The following is a 16,422-nucleotide window of genomic DNA, read 5'->3' as shown; positions in this document are numbered from 1 at the left end:
GCTTACGCTGGAAGGCGTCGGCGAGCGGCAGTAAAACATGCGGCGTGACAATCGGAACACCCAGCATTCCCTTCATCGCACGAACCGTCGCCGAAGTAAGAGGTGCGGTCGCTGATGCGCGTCGTGCCGGCCGGACGATCTGTTTTGTCCCGACCATGGGGGCGCTGCATGCCGGGCACGTCAGCTTGATTCACGCAGCCGCCGGAGCCAGCGATCCCTTCGTCGTCGTTAGTATTTATGTCAATCCAAAGCAGTTTGGGCCGAACGAGGACTTCACTGCATATCCGCGGGCTCTTGATGCCGACGCGAAGGCTTGCGCCGAAGCGGGCGTTTGCCTCCTGTTTGTGCCGGACACGATGGAGATTTATCCACCGGGAGATCAGACGCGCGTTGTGCCCGGCCCGCTGGCTGATGCACTTTGCGGCCCCTATCGGCCGGGGCACTTTGAAGGAGTCTGCACGGTCGTTGCCCGGCTGTTTAACATTGTGACGCCCGACATCGCTTACTTCGGTCAGAAAGACGCCCAGCAGGCGGTTATCATTCGGCGGATGGTTGAAGACCTGCGGATGGCGGTGAGGATCCAAGTTTGTCCACTGGTGCGGGATGCCGATGGATTGGCACTATCCAGCAGAAATGCCCGATTGCGGCCGGAAGACCGGGACGGCGCTTTACTCCTCTATAAGGCGCTATGTTCCGGGAAGGATCGGATCGAGGCCGGGGAGATGTCCATGGGTCGGGTGATCGCCGCGATGAAGTCGGTCGTGTCCGGCGCGGCGGATGTTTCCACGGACTATCTAAGCGTCGTGGACCCGGATACGCTGGCGGAATTGAGCGGGCCGCAGCCGCGCATGATGATCGCCGGGGCCATTCGGTTGGCGGGCGTCAGGTTGATTGATAACATTCTCGTAAACTTGCCATAGGACGCCCCATGCACCCGACGATGTTCAGGATTCCGTATTTGCCCGACTGGCTTGCCGACGTCAAGAGCTATGGCGTCATGATGACGATCGCCTTTTTGTCGGCGATCTGGATGGCCTGCCGGCGCGCCGACCGTTCAAAGGCAAATCCCGACATCGTGTTGAACATCGGCTTCATCTCACTGATTTTCGGTGTTGCGGGCGCCCGGTTGATGTTCGTGCTGCACTACTGGGACACTCGTTTTGCCAATCAGTCCAACCCGTTCGCCGCGATCTTTGACATTCGCGCCGGCGGCCTGGAGTTCTGGGGCGGTCCGCTGCTGACAATTCCGGCGATCGTCATTTATCTCCACTTCATCGCAAAGGCATCCACCCGGTGGTACATGGACATGGCGGCGCCGTCGCTTGCGTGGGGGCTCGCCGTGACGCGGATCGGATGTTTTTTGAATGGATGCTGCTGGGGATCGGTGTGCGTGGATCATTCCGACCCGGCCGTCGAGCGCGCGGAGTTTCCCTGGGCCGTGCAGTTTCCCTATGGCAGTCCGGCTATGGCACAGCAATTCCAGTTCGGGCAGCTCACGCTTCCCAAGGAGCTGATCTTTTCGATTGAGCGGTCGGGCGAAGTTTCTCCATTGCCCCAGGAATTCATCGCCGAGGCCGTGGCGGACGATTCCAGAACGCGAAAGAGCCTGCAAGAGGTTCACGCCGAATCTTTGAAGGCGCTGAAAGTCGCTCACGACGCGGGTGTTAACACGCCTGAATATGCGGCTGCCCGAGCTCGCGAGGATGTGGCCCACAAGGCCGTTTTGGCCCACGCCAACACCAAGATCGGGGTGGTTGAAGGCCAATGCCAGAAGTACGGACTTACGCTGGCGGAATTGAACGAATTGACCAAAAGCTTTCGCTCGAAACCCGTTCATCCGACGCAGCTTTACGAGACGGTCTCGGCCGCACTTATATGCTGGATTCTCTCTGTGCTCTTCTATTATCGCAGGCGGCATGGGATCGTTCTGCCCTGGTTTTTGATGCTCTACTCGGTTTCCCGGGTGCTTCACGAGTCGATCCGGCAGGATAATCCGCTTGATGTGGGGGGTGTCACCATCTCTCAGGCCATCAGTGCGGGAACTTTTCTGGCGGGGCTGCTCATGCTTGTGCTAATCTATAAGAGGATGCCGATGGTGAGCCCGCGCGTTGCCCCGTTCGTATGGCCCGACGAGGAAGCCGCCACGAACAGCAGGTAGCGTCATCCAGTGGGGCGGTACACCGCGGACCTTGCACACGACTCACCGGCGAGCCTGCAATCGGGGGATTTGCGGAGCCTCATCATGCGAAATGCCAGAATGCTCGCACTTGCGGCCGTCATATTCGGCGGACAGGCGGCGCCGGTCCCGGGTCAGTCCGCGCAGCGAATGAGCTTTCGCAACAATCTGCTGCCCGGCCATCTCACGCGGCACTCGATCAAGCGCACGACACGGCGCACGATCAAAAAGCCCGAGTACGTGGAGACGCTGGTTTATTCTCAGCAGGCATGGCTTACTCAATGCAACATCGACGAGTCGACGCCCGGCAGCGTGATGGTCTATCAAATGACGGACGACCTGCCCGCGAAGGTTCGCAAGCTTTATCGCGACAAGAAGGAGATCAAGCCGACCCCGAGCGCGGCGCTGTTTAACCTGCCGCCTCCCAGCACGCGGCTTCAGAGCGCCACGCTTACGGCGCGGGACGCTCCGATTCAGGCGCCGCTCTCCGATCCGGTTAATCGAACGATCATGCAGATGGTCCTCGACTTCGCTCATTGGCCGGTCGAGAAGCTGGATGCCGGGCATCGATGGGAGCGCGATCTGAAGCTCGACAACTTTGAGGGGACGCAGACTTTTGAATTCGTCGATCTGGCGAAGATCAAGGACGACGTTCATGCGCGGTTGACGGTTTTTGTCGAAGGCCGTTTTACGGGGTCATTGGAGCGCGAGTATCAATTCGGGAAGGCGCAGATCATCATCCACTGGTCCCGGCCCGACCGTGTCCTTCAGAAGCTTGATGCGAAAGTTTCGTTTGCGCGCGCGCGTGGCTCCGCGGCCGAGGAATATGATATCAGACTTACCAGTCGTCTTACCGACATGAGGCTCCTGAATGAAGATGCTCAGGAGTTGATCAAAGTTCAGCTCACGGCGTTTGCCGGGGCGCTTGATGCGCTTCGTAAGAAGGACGCAAACGCGGCGGAGCACATTTGCGATGAATACCTGGGGCGATGGCCGGATTCCCTATGGCAGCCTGCGGTGGTCGAGCTTCAGCGACAGGCATCGCCTGGTCGGGCCGGCGAGCGTCTTTCGACGAAGAGACTTAAGAAAGCGCTCGTGGAGACGTTTCTCGCATGGGAGTCCGCTCGCAACAGTCGGGAGCACGATCTCGTTGAGAAGACCCAGGGCATTCTCAAGAAACTTTCCGCTGAGTACCCTGAGAAGCTCGATCAGCTAGCGCGAGACAAGAGCGACGTTGTTCGCGCGCACGCCGTCTTTGCGCTGGCATTGAGCGACAGGCCCGACGATCTTGGTCGCGTACAAGGCTTGCTCAAGGACAAGTCCAAGCGCGTTCGGGCGATGGCGCTTGCGGGCCTTTCGGCTGCCGGTCCTGCCGGCATCAGCACGGAGGCTTTGCTTAAAGCACTCGACGATCCGGAACCTTCGGTGCGACGCCGCGCTTGTCAGGCTGTGGCGGCGTGTGTGGCGCCGGAGCACTACTCGATCGTGTCGGCGGTCGAGAAGATTTCGCATCTCATGGTTTTCGACGAGTCCGAGGGTGTCCGAACCGAGGCCGTGCGAGCGCTTGGGGTCATCGGAGCTCCGGCGGATGTGGCTGCCCTTCGGAAGGCGCTGAAGCATGAACTCAGTCAGAACATCCGCCGGGAAATCGAGCGAGCGATCGAGCGACTGCAATCGCGCGAGTAATGCGGCGTCGTGAGTCAGAATGCGATCGCCGGAAGCAGCAGGCGATCACCTGGGCGTGAATGATTCCGTCAGGTGATCTTGAGCTCAAGTGGGACAGCGCCGCTTGCTGACTTGATGCTCACTTGTCCCGCCATTTTGCGAACGAAGGATACGATGGCATCGCGCGTGGCCTGATCCGCTTTCTCGAAAGCGTCCGCGGGGCTGCCTGAGTCTCCGCTCAATCGGATGCTGATGTTGATTGGAATCTCGCCGAGAAAAGGAACGCCGACTCGCTCGGCGGCCTTCTTGGCGCCGCCTCGGCCGAAGATGTCGTATTCCGTGCCTGTATCGGGAGCGCGGAAGTAGCTCATGTTCTCGACGATGCCGAGGATGTCGACGTTGAGTTGCTGGTACATCCTCAGGGCTTTGATCGCGTCAAGCAGGGCCACTTCCTGCGGCGTGCAGACGACGACCGCACCGGTTATCGGGATCGACTGCGAGAGGGTGAGAGGTACGTCGCCGGTCCCGGGCGGCAAGTCGATGATCAGATAGTCCAATTCGCCCCAATCGACCTGTTCCAGGAATTGTTTGATAACGCCGTGGACCATGGGGCCGCGCCAAATTACCGCTCGCTCGGGCTCGACCATGAACCCGATCGACATGACCTTGATGCCGCAGGCGTCGAGAGGAAGTAACTTCTCATTGCGCACCCGCGGCTTCTCAAATTCGATCCCCAGCATCTTGGGAATGGATGGGCCGTACACGTCGGCGTCCATAAGCCCGACCTTTGCGCCTTCGCGGGCGAGGCCGACGGCGGCGAGAACAGCAACGGTCGACTTTCCGACGCCGCCTTTGCCGGCACCGACGGCGATGACGTTCTTGACGCCCGGCAGGTGGGCGGCGAGTTTGGGGGTGGAGCGGACTTGAGCGCTCCACTCAATGTGTACCTTGGTCGCGCCGATCTGTTTGAGGGCCGCTTCGATGTCCTTTTGAATGTGGTCCTTCATCGGACACGCCGGGGTCGTTAATTCGATACCCAGCCGTACGGCGGACCCGTCGACGGCGATGCTCTTGACCATATTCAACGTCACAAGGTCTTTGTGCAGTTCGGGGTCCTGGACTTGCCGAAGGGCTGTCGTGATGGTTTCTTGAGTCAGACTCATGGATGCTCGCTCTCGTTCGTGGAGTTTTCGGAAGGAATTATCGAAGTATAGGGTGAAAAAATCGCCAAGACAAAAACGCTGAGTCGCGCGGGGGGACTATCAACTCGGGTCGTTGGATGGCGAAAGCAGACCGGCCTCGCGAGCCAGGGATTTAAGCCGCTGATAATGTTCCGCCCCCTCTTCTGCCAGCTCGTGAAAGAGCGACTTTAAGTGCGGAATCGGGATTAGCTTGCTGTGATGCCCGTAGAAGCTTGCCGTTTTTCGCTCCGTCTCCAGAATCATCTGCATTGCTTCGACCAGGTCGTTTTCCGTGCGAATCTCCAGAAGGCGCGGGCCGGTTACGACGGATTCCTTGTCTTCGGCGGTCAGTACGAAATCGGCGGTGGGGTACATGTCGGCGAGGAGCTTCTGCAGTCGCTGTTTGTGTTCCTGTTCTTCGTCGGCCATTGCGGCGAATTCGACGCGGAGCTTCTCGCTGGGTGCTTTTTCGGAAAGAACGAGATAGCGGTAGGCAGCCACCATTTCGCCGTATGCGCCGATCGCAAGCAGCTTGTCGGGTCCGCGGCCGGCCGCCGCGTCAGGGGTAGGGGCATCGCTCATGTATACTATTCTCAGGTCGCAGTGACTGATTTGCAAACCGCCGCCGCGCTTCTGGAGCCGCATTTCGAACCAAGCCTCGATTACTGACTTGAGAAGAGTGTTTTGTTTGATGGGGCTGCGATCCTGAACCGGTGCTGATCGCCGGAATCCGGCCTGATTTCATGGGCGCGGCGGTTGCAGTTCGGTTTTGTAGGCCGGTGCCCATGGACGCGGTCACGCCGTGACGGGTCGCCCTGGCGAAGAACTGTCGGTAAGTGTGGATTATGCGATGGGGTGACTTACGATTAAACTGATAAGGTACAACCTGTCGGGCGTATGAATGCCCGGGCGGGCGACAGCGTATTTTCCTTCCTTGGAAAGGGCATTCGATGCGTCCATTAATGAGATTAAGATTCGTCATTGCTTCGCTTTGGTTGTTGGTGGGCGCGGGGACACTGCGGGCGGGCGACGATCTGCCGCGCGACCCGAACAATGTCTATGGGAAGTTCGACAATGGGTTTTCGTACATCATCCGGGAGCATAAGAATCCGCCGGATCGCGCGGCGTTCTTCCTGCATGTCGACACGGGCGCTCTGAATGAAACGGAGTCGCAGAACGGGCTGGCGCACTTTCTGGAGCACATGGCGTTCAATGGTTCGAAGCACTTCAAGCCGGGCGAGCTGATTCCATACATGAACAAGCTGGGAATGCGTTTCGGGGCGGACTCGAACGCGCATACCAATCACGAGGAGACGGTTTATAAGCTGTTCATGCCGGATGCGAAGCCTGAGACGGTCGAAAAGGCGATGACGATTTTCAGTGACTTCGCCGACGGGATTCTGCTCCTTGATGAGGAGATCGACAACGAGCGAAAGGTCATTCTCGAGGAGTCGAGAGCGTCGAAGAGCGCGATGGAGCGCATTCAAAAGGAGTGGATGAAGAGCGTGTTCGCGGGGTCGCGCGTCGCGGTGCACGACGTGATCGGCGATGAAGAGCAGATCGCCGAGTTTCCTCGCGAAGAGTTCGTCGACTACTGGAACACCTGGTATCGGCCGGAGAACATGACGCTGATCGTGATCGGAGATATCAAGGCCGATGAGATGGTGAAGACCGCGAAGAAGTACTTTGGTACGTTCAAGGCGCGGGCAGCGCGGCGCGATCCGCCTGGCGCGGGGATCAAGCCGGCCAAGGAGGCGCGGGCCTTCGTGCTGACGGACCCCGAGCAGGTGATGTGTCAGGTGATGATGGCGGCCATCCAGCCGGCGCGGGCGCCGATCAAGACTGTCAAGGACTATCGATTCAATGAGGTTGAAAACATCGGCACGTGGATCGTCGGTCGGCGGCTGCGGGAGATGGTGGATCGCGGCGAGGCGTCGTTCCGGGGGTCCGGGCTATTTGTCAGAGATATGTTCCACGAGGCGATTCTTCCGACGGCGATTGCATTCGGACAGCCGGAGGACTGGCAGAAGATGCTAGCGCAGGTGGTGACGGAGACGAATCGAGCGATCGAGCACGGATTCACTGACGCTGAATTGAAGTTGGCGAAAGAGGAGTTTCTCTCAAACGCGGAGCGCGCTGTCGAGCGAGAATCGACGCTGGATGCTTCGATGTTGATCAATCGCATCAGCCGGGCGATCGGCCAGATGGAGCCCATCCTTTCCGCCGAGCAGGAGTTGGAGCTCAAGAAGAAGATTCTTGGCGACGTGACGGTCGACGAGATCCACAAGGTATTCGTGACAAATTTCAAGTCGGCTGACTATGCCTACACGCTGGCGATGCCGGAGAAGAAGGACGGCCTGGAGATTCCTTCGAAGAGCGATGTCCTTGCGGTTGCCTCGGAGGCATGGGCGAAGAAGACAACCGCACCCACGAAGGCGACGAAGGCTCAGCCGCTCCTCGCGGCCAAGCCCAAGGCCGGGAAGGTCGTATCATCGGAAACAGATGATGAGCTGAAGTTTACGACCGCGACCCTCTCCAACGGCGTCGTCGTACATCACCGGTTCATGGACTATGAGAAGGATAAGGTGCTGGTCAGCCTGGTGATGCCGGGCGGGAAGATCGAGGAGACGGCTGAAAATCATGGGGTGAGTGAGGTGGCGGAGATCGCATTTAACCACCCCGCGACGTCGCGACTCGACTCGACACAAATGCGCGACCTGATGACCGGCCGGAAGATTCGGCTTGGCGGGAGCATTGACACCGATGCGCTCACGGTTTCGCTCAGCGGCTCGCCGGCCGATCTGGGCTTTGGATTAGAGTTGGCTTACGCGCTGCTGACTGATGGAAAGATCGAACAGGCGGCGTTTGACAATTGGAAGCAACAGCGAATCCAGCAGTTGGAGGTGACGAAAAAGACACCCGGGGGCCAGCTGGTGACTGCGATGGAGCAAACCGTGCTCGCGTCCGATCCTCGACTGGTGGACCTGACGCCGGAGCAGATCGAGAAGCTCGCGCCTGACGCGGGCATGGCCTGGCTGCGGCATATCACCGACAAGGCGGCGATCGAGATGACAATCGTTGGTGATATCAAGCTGGACAAGGCGATGGAACTGGCGTGCGCCTATGTGGGCGCCTTGCCGGAGCGGTCCAGCGACTTCGCCGCGATGGATGGTTTCAGGAAGCTCAATCGCGGCGATGGGCCCTATGAGAAAAAGGTAGAGTTCGATTCGGTGACGCCGAAGGCGATCGTGCTGGCGGGTTTCGTCGGCTGCGAGGAGCGCGACACGATGGATCGCCGAGCGCTAACCGTGGCGACGAGAATTCTCACGGATCGATTTACCAAGCGGATTCGCGAGGAAGAGCAGTTGGTCTATGGCATCGGCTGTCAGAGCCAGCCGGCGCGGACGATTCCCGGATTGGGGATGATCTTTGGCGCGGCGCCGACTGACCCGAAGAATGCGGAAAAGCTTGCGGACACGGTCCTGGAGATGATGCGAGCATTTGCCGCGGATGGACCGACGGATGAAGAAGTTGAGACTGCAAAGAAGCAGGTGATCATCGACCTGGATACCAGGATGAAGGAGCCGGAGTTCTGGTTTACCCAGATCAGGGAGATGGTCTATCGCAAGCATTCGCTTGAGGAGATGAAGCAGCTTCCCGAGGTGTTTAATACATTCACAGCCAAACAACTGAAGGAAGTCGCGGCCAAGTATATGACGGATGATCGCGCGATCCGGCTGGTCGTCATTCCGAAAGCAGGCGATGACGATTCCAAGCAGGGTGGAAAAAAGAAGGATACCGTTTCGATGAACGCGCGTTGACGATTCTGCGCGGCAGGATGAATCACTATCGTGTCAACAACTTCGCCATCGTGGGGTAAGCGCCCCCATCGGCTGCTGGCGATGGGCGAGGCCTGGGAGGTCGTTCGCAATGGGGTTCTTGAGAGCGCCATGGGCGGATTCCACGGCACGCCGAAGGTGGGGATCGAGACGGTTCCGATCGGGGAGTGTATCGGTCGTGTTCTGGCTTGTCCGGTCATCACCGACGACGACTACCCCGCTTTTGACAAGTCAATGATGGACGGATTTGCGGTGCGGTCGGCGGACTGCGCCGCTGCCGGGTCGAGGCTGAAGATTTGCGGTCTTATAGTCGCTGGGCGGACGACGAACACGACGATCGGTTGCGGCGAGGCCATGCAGATTAACACTGGCGCTGCGATTCCGTCGGGGGCGGATGCCGTCGTTCGCATTGAAGATTGCGAAGTCGACGCAGATAGTGTGGTTCTGCGTGTTGCAGTTGCGCAGGGGAAGAATGCCTCGCGTCAGGGCAGCGATCGTCGCAGGGGTGACGTAGTCCTGACGCCGCCCCTGCGAATTGGGGCGGCGCAAATCGCCGCGGCCGCGACGGCCGGCGCGGCGACGCTCGAAGTCGCAAATCAGGTTCAAGTTGCGCTCGTGTCGACGGGCGATGAACTGGTGAGGGCCGGGGAAACGCGTCGATTCGGACAAATCTACGACAGTAACGGGCCGATGCTTTCGGCCATGATGCGGGAGTTTGGGGCATCTCCGCGGCCGCCGAGTTCCGCGCCGGACGAGTTGGAGGCGCTCATTGCCACGCTTCGAAATGCGATGGAGTGCCCGATCGTGCTGACTGTGGGCGGGATGTCGATGGGCACGCATGATTTGGTGCCGCAGGCGTTCGAGTCTCTCGGTGTAAAGTGGCGGTTTCACGGGGTGTCCATGCGGCCGGGCAAGCCGATGGCGTACGGCGTCGGGCCGGACGGCCAGCAGGTGTTCGGCCTGCCGGGCAATCCGGTGAGCGCATTCGTGTGCGCGTGGTTGTTCGTGCGGATGGCGATTCGCGGCCTGCAAGGTTTTGAGCCACTGCCTCCGAGGACGGTGCGCGTGACGCTGGCGGAGGAGATCAAGGCGCATCGCGATTCGCGGCCGGCCTACGTTCCCGCGAAGGTGTGGAGCGACGAGGCAAGGGGTTTGCTCGCAGCGCCGACGAAGTGGTCGGGCTCGAGCGATCCATTCGGGCTGGCGGAAGCGAATGCACTTCTTTGCTTGCTGAATCCCGACACGGCGGCACCGGCGGGCTCTGGAGTGGAAGTGATTCCGACGACGGGGGGCTTCGATTAGGCCTCTGGCAAGGGAAGGTTTGGACCGGTCGTGCCTGGAGTGGGTCCCTCGGTTGGCGGCGCTTCGAAGCCGAGCCAGGGAACGACGAGGCCGGGCAAGGCCCAGAAAATCTGTACGATTCGGAACGACAGCGTGAGGGCGAGCATCTGCGAGGCCGTCGCCCATCCTCCGACGACGAGTACGCGATAGAAAACGGCCTCCATCAGGCCGAAGCCCTGCACGCTGATGGGTACGGCGGAGAACAACTGACCGACCACGGTGGAGAGCAGGCACGCGAGGTAGAAATCGCGAATCGACTCGTCGGCCTTCGGGTGAATACCAAACCCGCGGGCGAGAAAATAAATCACGGTTACGCCGAGGAAGTGACTAGCAAACGTGGCGACGAGAGCGTTCATTGCCCGAACGGGGTGATGACGGAACTGGTAGGCGGTCTCGTCGATGCGGCGAATCTTGTCGCCGAAGGGCAGCCTGGCAAGCAATTTCTCGAATCGCAACAAATCGCGGACGCGGCGCGAGAAGAACAGCAGGCATCCGAGGAAGAACGCGAGCATCAGGTAAGTGACCCATATTCCGTACTCGCCGAGCAATTCCTCTTTTCGGGCAATAAGCAGCGCGCCCACGGAGAGAATCAGAAAGCTGATCATGCCGATGGCACGATCGAGAATGATGATGGTGACGGCCTCGACGCGCCTGGTGGTTCGCTTGGCCACGTGATAGGCCTTGTAGACATCGCCGCCGGTCGTGCCGGGCATGGCGAAATTGAAGAAGTTGCCCGCATAGGTGAGCAGAACGGCGTCGCGAAAATTGAGGACAATCTGCTGCATGGCGAGGAGGTACCGGAGTCGCCATGCGAGGATGCACGGGATCGGGGCCATGGTGGCGATGGCCCAGCCGGTCCACGACCAGTTTGCGGAGCGGATGATGTAGAAAAGGCCTCGCTCAATCGGACGCTGGCCGGGCTTCAGCGAATCCTGAACGGCGAGTGCATGGGCGGAGATTGTCCGAGGCTGATCGGTGGCGGCGTTGAGAATGACGAGCGAGTCGCCGGTCTCGGAAATGATGCGTTGTTTGAGCTTCGGGGATTCCGCGAGCCTTGCGTAGTCGCGAAACGTTACCTTGCCGGAGAGGTACCATAGCGCGCCCGCACAAACGGAGAGCTTGATGAGGCGGAGTGTCCATTTTTTGGCCGTTGGATTCATGAGACCTCTTGAAACACTGGCGCCCTCGATGACCCGTTGCGCCCATCGCCTGCATGGGTCGGCACGAATGAGATCGGCGCAATTCGGAGCGTAGCGATGCCCCGGCGGAGACGCAATCCGCTTGACCTCTACCGTGCACCCCCGGAAGATCAGCCCATCGTCAGGGCACAAGAAAAAATCGCCGACTGAGAGTCGCCAAACGAGGATTCTTGTTCTGAATTCGAAAGCCGATCCGTCGAGTCGGTCGTGGAAAGCGACGGCGTCCGAATCGCGCGGCGCCTCGTCGGCCGAGCCAGCGCGCGACTCAGGCGCGGGACCGGTTTCCGGCAAAATACCGGGAAGCTGGATTGAATCGGCCGTCGTCACGCTCGTCTGCGGGGCGATCATGTTGTGGATGACGCGGCCCGCGTTTGACAGCTATTTTCTGGGCGAGGACTTCATTTACTTCGGTCAGTATCGGGCGGCGGGCGACAGCTTCTGGGGCGGCGTGTGGAGTGCAACGGATAATATCTTTTTCCGCCCCGTATTTTGTGCCGTCAATCTCTTTTGGATGTTCATACTTCCGCTGGATCCATGGGTCCATCACGGGCGTAATTTCATTGGCTCGGTGGTTGTCGTGCTTCTGCTTCATCGGGTGTTGTGTCGACTGACCTCGTCGCGCTACGCCAGATCGGCAGGTGTGGCGCTCTTTGCCTTGTCTAAGATTCACATGACAAACATCGGCTACATCAACTGCAATGACTCCATCGTCAGCCTGATGCTGATACTCATGGGATTCTTGTGCTGGTTGAGATACGGCGAATCGCAGGCTCGAAGGGATTATCTTGCCGCACTCTTATTCACAGGGCTGGCAATCTTCACCAAGGATTATGGACTGGTCATCATCTCTGTCGTCGGCGCCATCGTATTCTGTCATGTAGTTCCGTCGGGACAATGGCGCAACCAGGGTCGGCGGTGGGTGATACGACTGATTCCACTTGTTCTCTTGATCGGTGGATACCTGATGATGCGGTTAATCATCGTGACGACGATGCCGTCTTCAAGCGCCGTCTATTCGCCCAAGCTGCTCGTGGATCAGACGCTGCATAAGACGACCGTTTTCCTTTCCGCGATTGCTAATCTGTCAGTTGACACATTTCGGACGGACTTCGCGATGAGTGGTGCACGAGGCCTGAGCGCATGGTTCGCACACCAGGGACCTAACCAGGCGAGGACCATCAGGCATCTTGAGTGTGGGCAATACGCGGCTTTTCTTCTGCTCTTGGGGGCTACGCTGGTCTCGGGTCGTCGGGCGAAATGGCGGCTGCTGATCGGGGGCATGTGGATCGCGGCGTACTTCGGCCCGACGCTCCTGACTAGAAACCTGCAGATGTATTACATGTATGAACCGCTGGCGGGCGCGGCAGTGCTTCTGGCGATCAGCCTCGATCGCGCGGGTTGGCTGGTGCGATTCCTTTGGGCGCCTGCGCTGGTCTTGATCATGCTCAACGGGAATTTGAGCAATCAGAATTCAAATTATCATTGGCAGTTTGCTGCGCGAGGAACGCGGCAGATTGAGCGGCCGGTCATTAAGGTGTTTCGGGATCATCCGCTGGAGTCGATGACGTTTCTGACCGCCAATCCCGAGCATTGGCGGTGGGCGCTGGCGGCGGGCGGCATCGGGCCGATGGTGCCGGAGTTGTTGCGCCAGCCGGGGCTCGTTGTGCGATTCGTCGGGTACGAGTCCGCGGCGACGCTGGAAGGCGAAGTGGATGACCGAAATGTCGTGATCGATATCGACAACGGCATGGCCGGATATGATCCCGCCGACAAGGCGCCGCCGCCGAGGCTTGTGGCCCTGGAGCCGGATTTTGTTTTGGTCGGCGTGGGCTGTAACGTGCAGGCGGGTGGTGAGTCGGCCATTGCCATTCGGGCCGAGCATGCCGCGCCGGATACGGTGCTTGTGTTGGGCGATCGACGGCTGGTGACGGCGCGAGCGAGCGAGACCTATCTTACGGCGCTTGTGCCCATGGAGCTGGTCAGTTCGCCGGGCGTACACTCCGCTTACCTTTCGAGCTGGACGGGTGAGTCCGGAAGGCTTGAGTGGGTCGTGGGGACAGCAGAGGAGAGAGAGCGGCGAGCCGCGGAGCGAGTTCAGCCGAGGGACAAGCCACTACGGCTGATTCGGCTGCATCCGGCGCAAACACAGGAGGGCGTCGGATTCAATCTGCAGTCTGACGGTGGATCGGCAATCGGTATTGAGTGTGAAAATGCCCTGGCGGGAACGGTGATTGTCTTCGACGGCAAACCGCTAGCGACTTCGTATGGCGGGGAATCGATGTTGACCGCGGTTGTGCCGCCAGTGATGTTGGCGCGTTCGGGCGAGTATCGCGTGTTATTACGATATGGCCGGTCTGAGTCCAACGAGTTGAGTTTCTCGATCAGTGGCGCAAGCGAGCCGTGAGCGAAACTAGTAATGACATTTCGCGGCGCGCCTATTGGGTTCTGGCGGTCTCGCTGATCGCGGCTTACCTGTTCATCTGGCTCATCAACTTTCGATACGTTTACGGCTGGATGATGGATGATCGCCTGGTCTATGAGAAGGCGTGCAAGACTGCCGCGGACTTGCTTGCCCCCTTTAGGGCGGATGACCGCAATGCACTTCACTTCTACTTCTATCTGATTTCGCTGCTGCCGGCCGCCTTGCCAATAGAGCTTGATTCATTCGCCATTCCGTTATTCGGAGACCGGACCGGCCACTTTCGCTTCCTGCTGCTCTATTCCGTTTTCCTCCACGCACTTCTTCTGCTGCTCTGGACATCCTTCGCCTGCAAGATCTGTCGCAATCGCACCGTGGCCTTGGGTTCCCTTGCCCTGCTGATTGCGTCTCCTTCGCTGTTCCTTTGGACGCCTCAGCCCGACTCGCGGTATTTCGGTCTGCTGGCGGGGCTTCCGGGGATATGGCTGATGATGTCGAGCGCTCCAGGTACCCGCGGAAATGGGCGGCGTCAGTTCTGCGCCGGTCTTCTTTGCTCCATCGCCCTGTCAATTCATTACACCTCCGCATATCTATTGGGGCCTCTTGCGATTTGTCATTGGCTGGGCGCGTTGACTGAGACACATCGTCGCCGCGCGGTGATTGGTGAATTCGCTTTGTTCGTCCTCGCCTTTGTGATTCCCATTGTCGGTGTCGAACTCGTTAGTCATTTCGCGGCGGGACTTCCCTGGGACAAGGGACCTGCGATGTTCGCCGTTCGTTCCGGATCGCAGCACACATCCAGGTTTTCATTGCAACACAATCTCGAACTCTGGCTGCGGTCCGCCTTGAGCCAAATGGGGCCGCTGCTCCTTATTCTCATCCTTGCGGGTTGGACTATCCAAACCGTGCAGATCATCCGCGGGTCAATCAGCCCGGCACAGCGGACCGTCGCTTTGGCAATCCCGCTGGCGGTCGTTCTGCTGCTCGTTTCGGGAAAGATGCCGTTCTTCCGAATGACAACCGTCTTGCAGCCGTTTCTATACCTGTCCGCATCAACGGCGATTATGGCAATCGTGAACCGTGCATCCAGGAAACGATTGTTCCAATCGGCATTGGCGGTCGCGCTTTTCCTCGCCGTGGGCGGCCATGAAGCCCGACAAGCGGCCTCAGTTTATAAAGGACACCTGGGCCTGGGCAGAGCATTGCAGTTCGCTCATGCGCATCGTGCGACTCAACAGGTGAAGTGGCTCTCGGTCGCATGGTACGGCGGCACTTACGGCCTCTTCAATCCACCCGACTTTCGAGATACGCCCCCGGATTCAGTTCTGGTCACCTACTTTCCTGCGGGCTTTGTCTGGGGCCGACCGGCGAGCGCCGCGCGATTGAGGGAACTAATTCCGGAGGCGTCGTTCCCGACGCTCTGGAGCACGGATGCGGTGTATGCCGAGGTCTCTCCGTATTGGCCGAATAACGACTGGCGCAACGACTCGCTTATGAACAAAGCGTGCGTATTGGGCATTTCCGATTACGTTGTCGTCGACCGGCAGCCACTCGAAATCGCCTCGCTTGAGGCGGACTCAGAAGCATCGATTGAACATGAGGCTGTAAACGTATTCGACGATGGAGGCTCGCCCGACGGACATACATCATGGAAATCCGCGTCCTCGCCGGGAAGTCACTACCTTGAAATCCGATTCACGTCACTCCCGCGTCTTGATCGGGTGCAGATCATTTGCCCATCGATGGATGCCAATGCGATCACTTCGAAGATTGATGCGCTTGAGATTTTCGTTGACGACGGCACGGGACGTCAGGAATCTGTCTGGCAAGGCGACAAACTGGGCTACCTGTCGATCGTCGAGGCATCGTGGAAGAAACGGCCGGTCCAACAAATGAGATTCGTCATTCGCAGTCAGACCGTCGATGAGTGGACGTCCACTCCCATTGCTGAAATCGAGGAGATCGTCTTTCCCGGGTACCAACTGGTCAGGCCGCGGCCCCGGCGCGCATTCGCGCCGCTCAATCTGATCGACGTGTGCTGGGGTCACGCCGGCGTACTTGCCACTGTCTCAGGCCACGGGGCACATGTTGTAATGCAGCTAAACGGCGAAGACGTCTCGACGCGCCGGACTGAATACCCCGACCAACTCGAAGGAGTCGGGGATTGCCGAAGATTTGAGGGGCCTGGCGAGGTTGTGGTACGGTTGAAAGACGACTTCCGAGAGTCCGGCTTGCTTTCGTTGCGGGCCATGGTTCCTCGCCTCATGGCGATTCACCCGAGTGAAATGAAGGCTGGCCAGACGTTCAACGTACAACCGGATGGAACGTATGCCCTGTCAATTGACTGTGCCGATGTCGTCCGCGGAACGCGTGTGTTGTTTGCCGGCCATTCTCTGAAGACGGCCTTTGGAAACGACCATTGGGTCACCGCAAATCTGCCGCCGAATCAAGTTCTTGGCCCCGGTTCCTATTCAATCTGGCTTGAGAATCCTTGTGGACGGTCCGAATCGCTTGAATTCGTCGTCCGGCCGTAGAGAATCCGACGAATGCCAACAGCGCAGTCCCAGCATCAGTCAATGGACCCGCCATCGGCTCGATCCTG

10 protein-coding genes are annotated in these 16,422 nt (G+C 59.2%); 7 read left to right on the top strand and 3 right to left on the bottom strand.

Features of this window, described 5'->3' with window-relative positions:
- Window positions 1-74 precede the first annotated feature (74 nt).
- The 3 genes from HS101_07455 to HS101_07445 all read left to right on the top strand — a co-directional run bounded on the left by HS101_07455 (window position 75) and on the right by HS101_07445 (window position 3,862).
- Complete coding sequence (locus HS101_07455) at window positions 75-920, top strand: pantoate--beta-alanine ligase (protein MBE7506111.1); 846 nt, start codon at window positions 75-77, stop codon at window positions 918-920.
- A 38-nt stretch (window positions 921-958) separates the two neighbouring features.
- Complete coding sequence (locus tag HS101_07450; protein ID MBE7506110.1) at window positions 959-2,158, top strand: prolipoprotein diacylglyceryl transferase; 1,200 nt, start codon at window positions 959-961, stop codon at window positions 2,156-2,158.
- Between the two features lie 84 nt (window positions 2,159-2,242).
- Window positions 2,243-3,862, top strand: a complete 1,620-nt coding sequence (locus HS101_07445) for a HEAT repeat domain-containing protein (GenBank protein MBE7506109.1) — start codon at window positions 2,243-2,245, stop codon at window positions 3,860-3,862.
- Window positions 3,863-3,930: 68 nt separating this feature from the next.
- Here HS101_07445 and HS101_07440 read toward each other — a convergent pair whose 3' ends face one another.
- Window positions 3,931-5,004: an Mrp/NBP35 family ATP-binding protein gene (locus HS101_07440; GenBank protein MBE7506108.1), complete on the bottom strand. Its 1,074-nt coding sequence runs from the start codon at window positions 5,002-5,004 to the stop codon at window positions 3,931-3,933.
- Window positions 5,005-5,103: 99 nt separating this feature from the next.
- Window positions 5,104-5,604: a ferritin family protein gene (locus HS101_07435; protein ID MBE7506107.1), complete on the bottom strand. Its 501-nt coding sequence runs from the start codon at window positions 5,602-5,604 to the stop codon at window positions 5,104-5,106.
- A gap of 380 nt (window positions 5,605-5,984) precedes the next feature.
- Between HS101_07435 and HS101_07430 the strand changes: the two genes are divergently transcribed.
- Together HS101_07430 and HS101_07425 are read left to right on the top strand one after the other, a co-directional pair.
- On the top strand, window positions 5,985-8,843 hold the full coding sequence (locus HS101_07430) for an insulinase family protein (protein ID MBE7506106.1): 2,859 nt from the start codon (window positions 5,985-5,987) through the stop codon (window positions 8,841-8,843).
- A 30-nt stretch (window positions 8,844-8,873) separates the two neighbouring features.
- The gene (locus tag HS101_07425; GenBank protein MBE7506105.1) at window positions 8,874-10,163 is read left to right on the top strand and encodes a molybdopterin molybdotransferase MoeA; all 1,290 of its coding nucleotides are present in this window, start codon (window positions 8,874-8,876) and stop codon (window positions 10,161-10,163) included.
- Here HS101_07425 and HS101_07420 read toward each other — a convergent pair.
- Window positions 10,160-11,362, bottom strand: coding sequence for a flippase-like domain-containing protein (locus HS101_07420; GenBank protein ID MBE7506104.1), 1,203 nt, complete (start codon window positions 11,360-11,362; stop codon window positions 10,160-10,162). The two genes, HS101_07425 and HS101_07420, sit on opposite strands and share 4 nt — an antisense overlap.
- A gap of 121 nt (window positions 11,363-11,483) precedes the next feature.
- Here HS101_07420 and HS101_07415 point away from each other — a divergent pair, with 121 nt between their 5' ends.
- Window positions 11,484-13,805 carry a hypothetical protein gene (locus tag HS101_07415; protein MBE7506103.1) on the top strand — a complete coding sequence of 774 codons (2,322 nt, stop codon included), beginning with the start codon at window positions 11,484-11,486 and terminating at the stop codon, window positions 13,803-13,805.
- Window positions 13,802-16,354 (top strand): hypothetical protein, encoded by a 2,553-nt coding sequence (locus HS101_07410; GenBank protein ID MBE7506102.1) that lies wholly within the window; start codon window positions 13,802-13,804, stop codon window positions 16,352-16,354. The genes HS101_07415 and HS101_07410 overlap by 4 nt, the downstream gene beginning before the upstream one ends.
- Window positions 16,355-16,422 lie beyond the last annotated feature (68 nt).

The organism is Planctomycetia bacterium, from assembly GCA_015075745.1.
Taxonomy (GTDB): domain Bacteria; phylum Planctomycetota; class Phycisphaerae; order UBA1845; family UTPLA1; genus UTPLA1.
The sequence above is the reverse complement of the archived record's forward strand: the minus strand, read 5'-3'. Positions and strand labels throughout refer to the sequence as shown.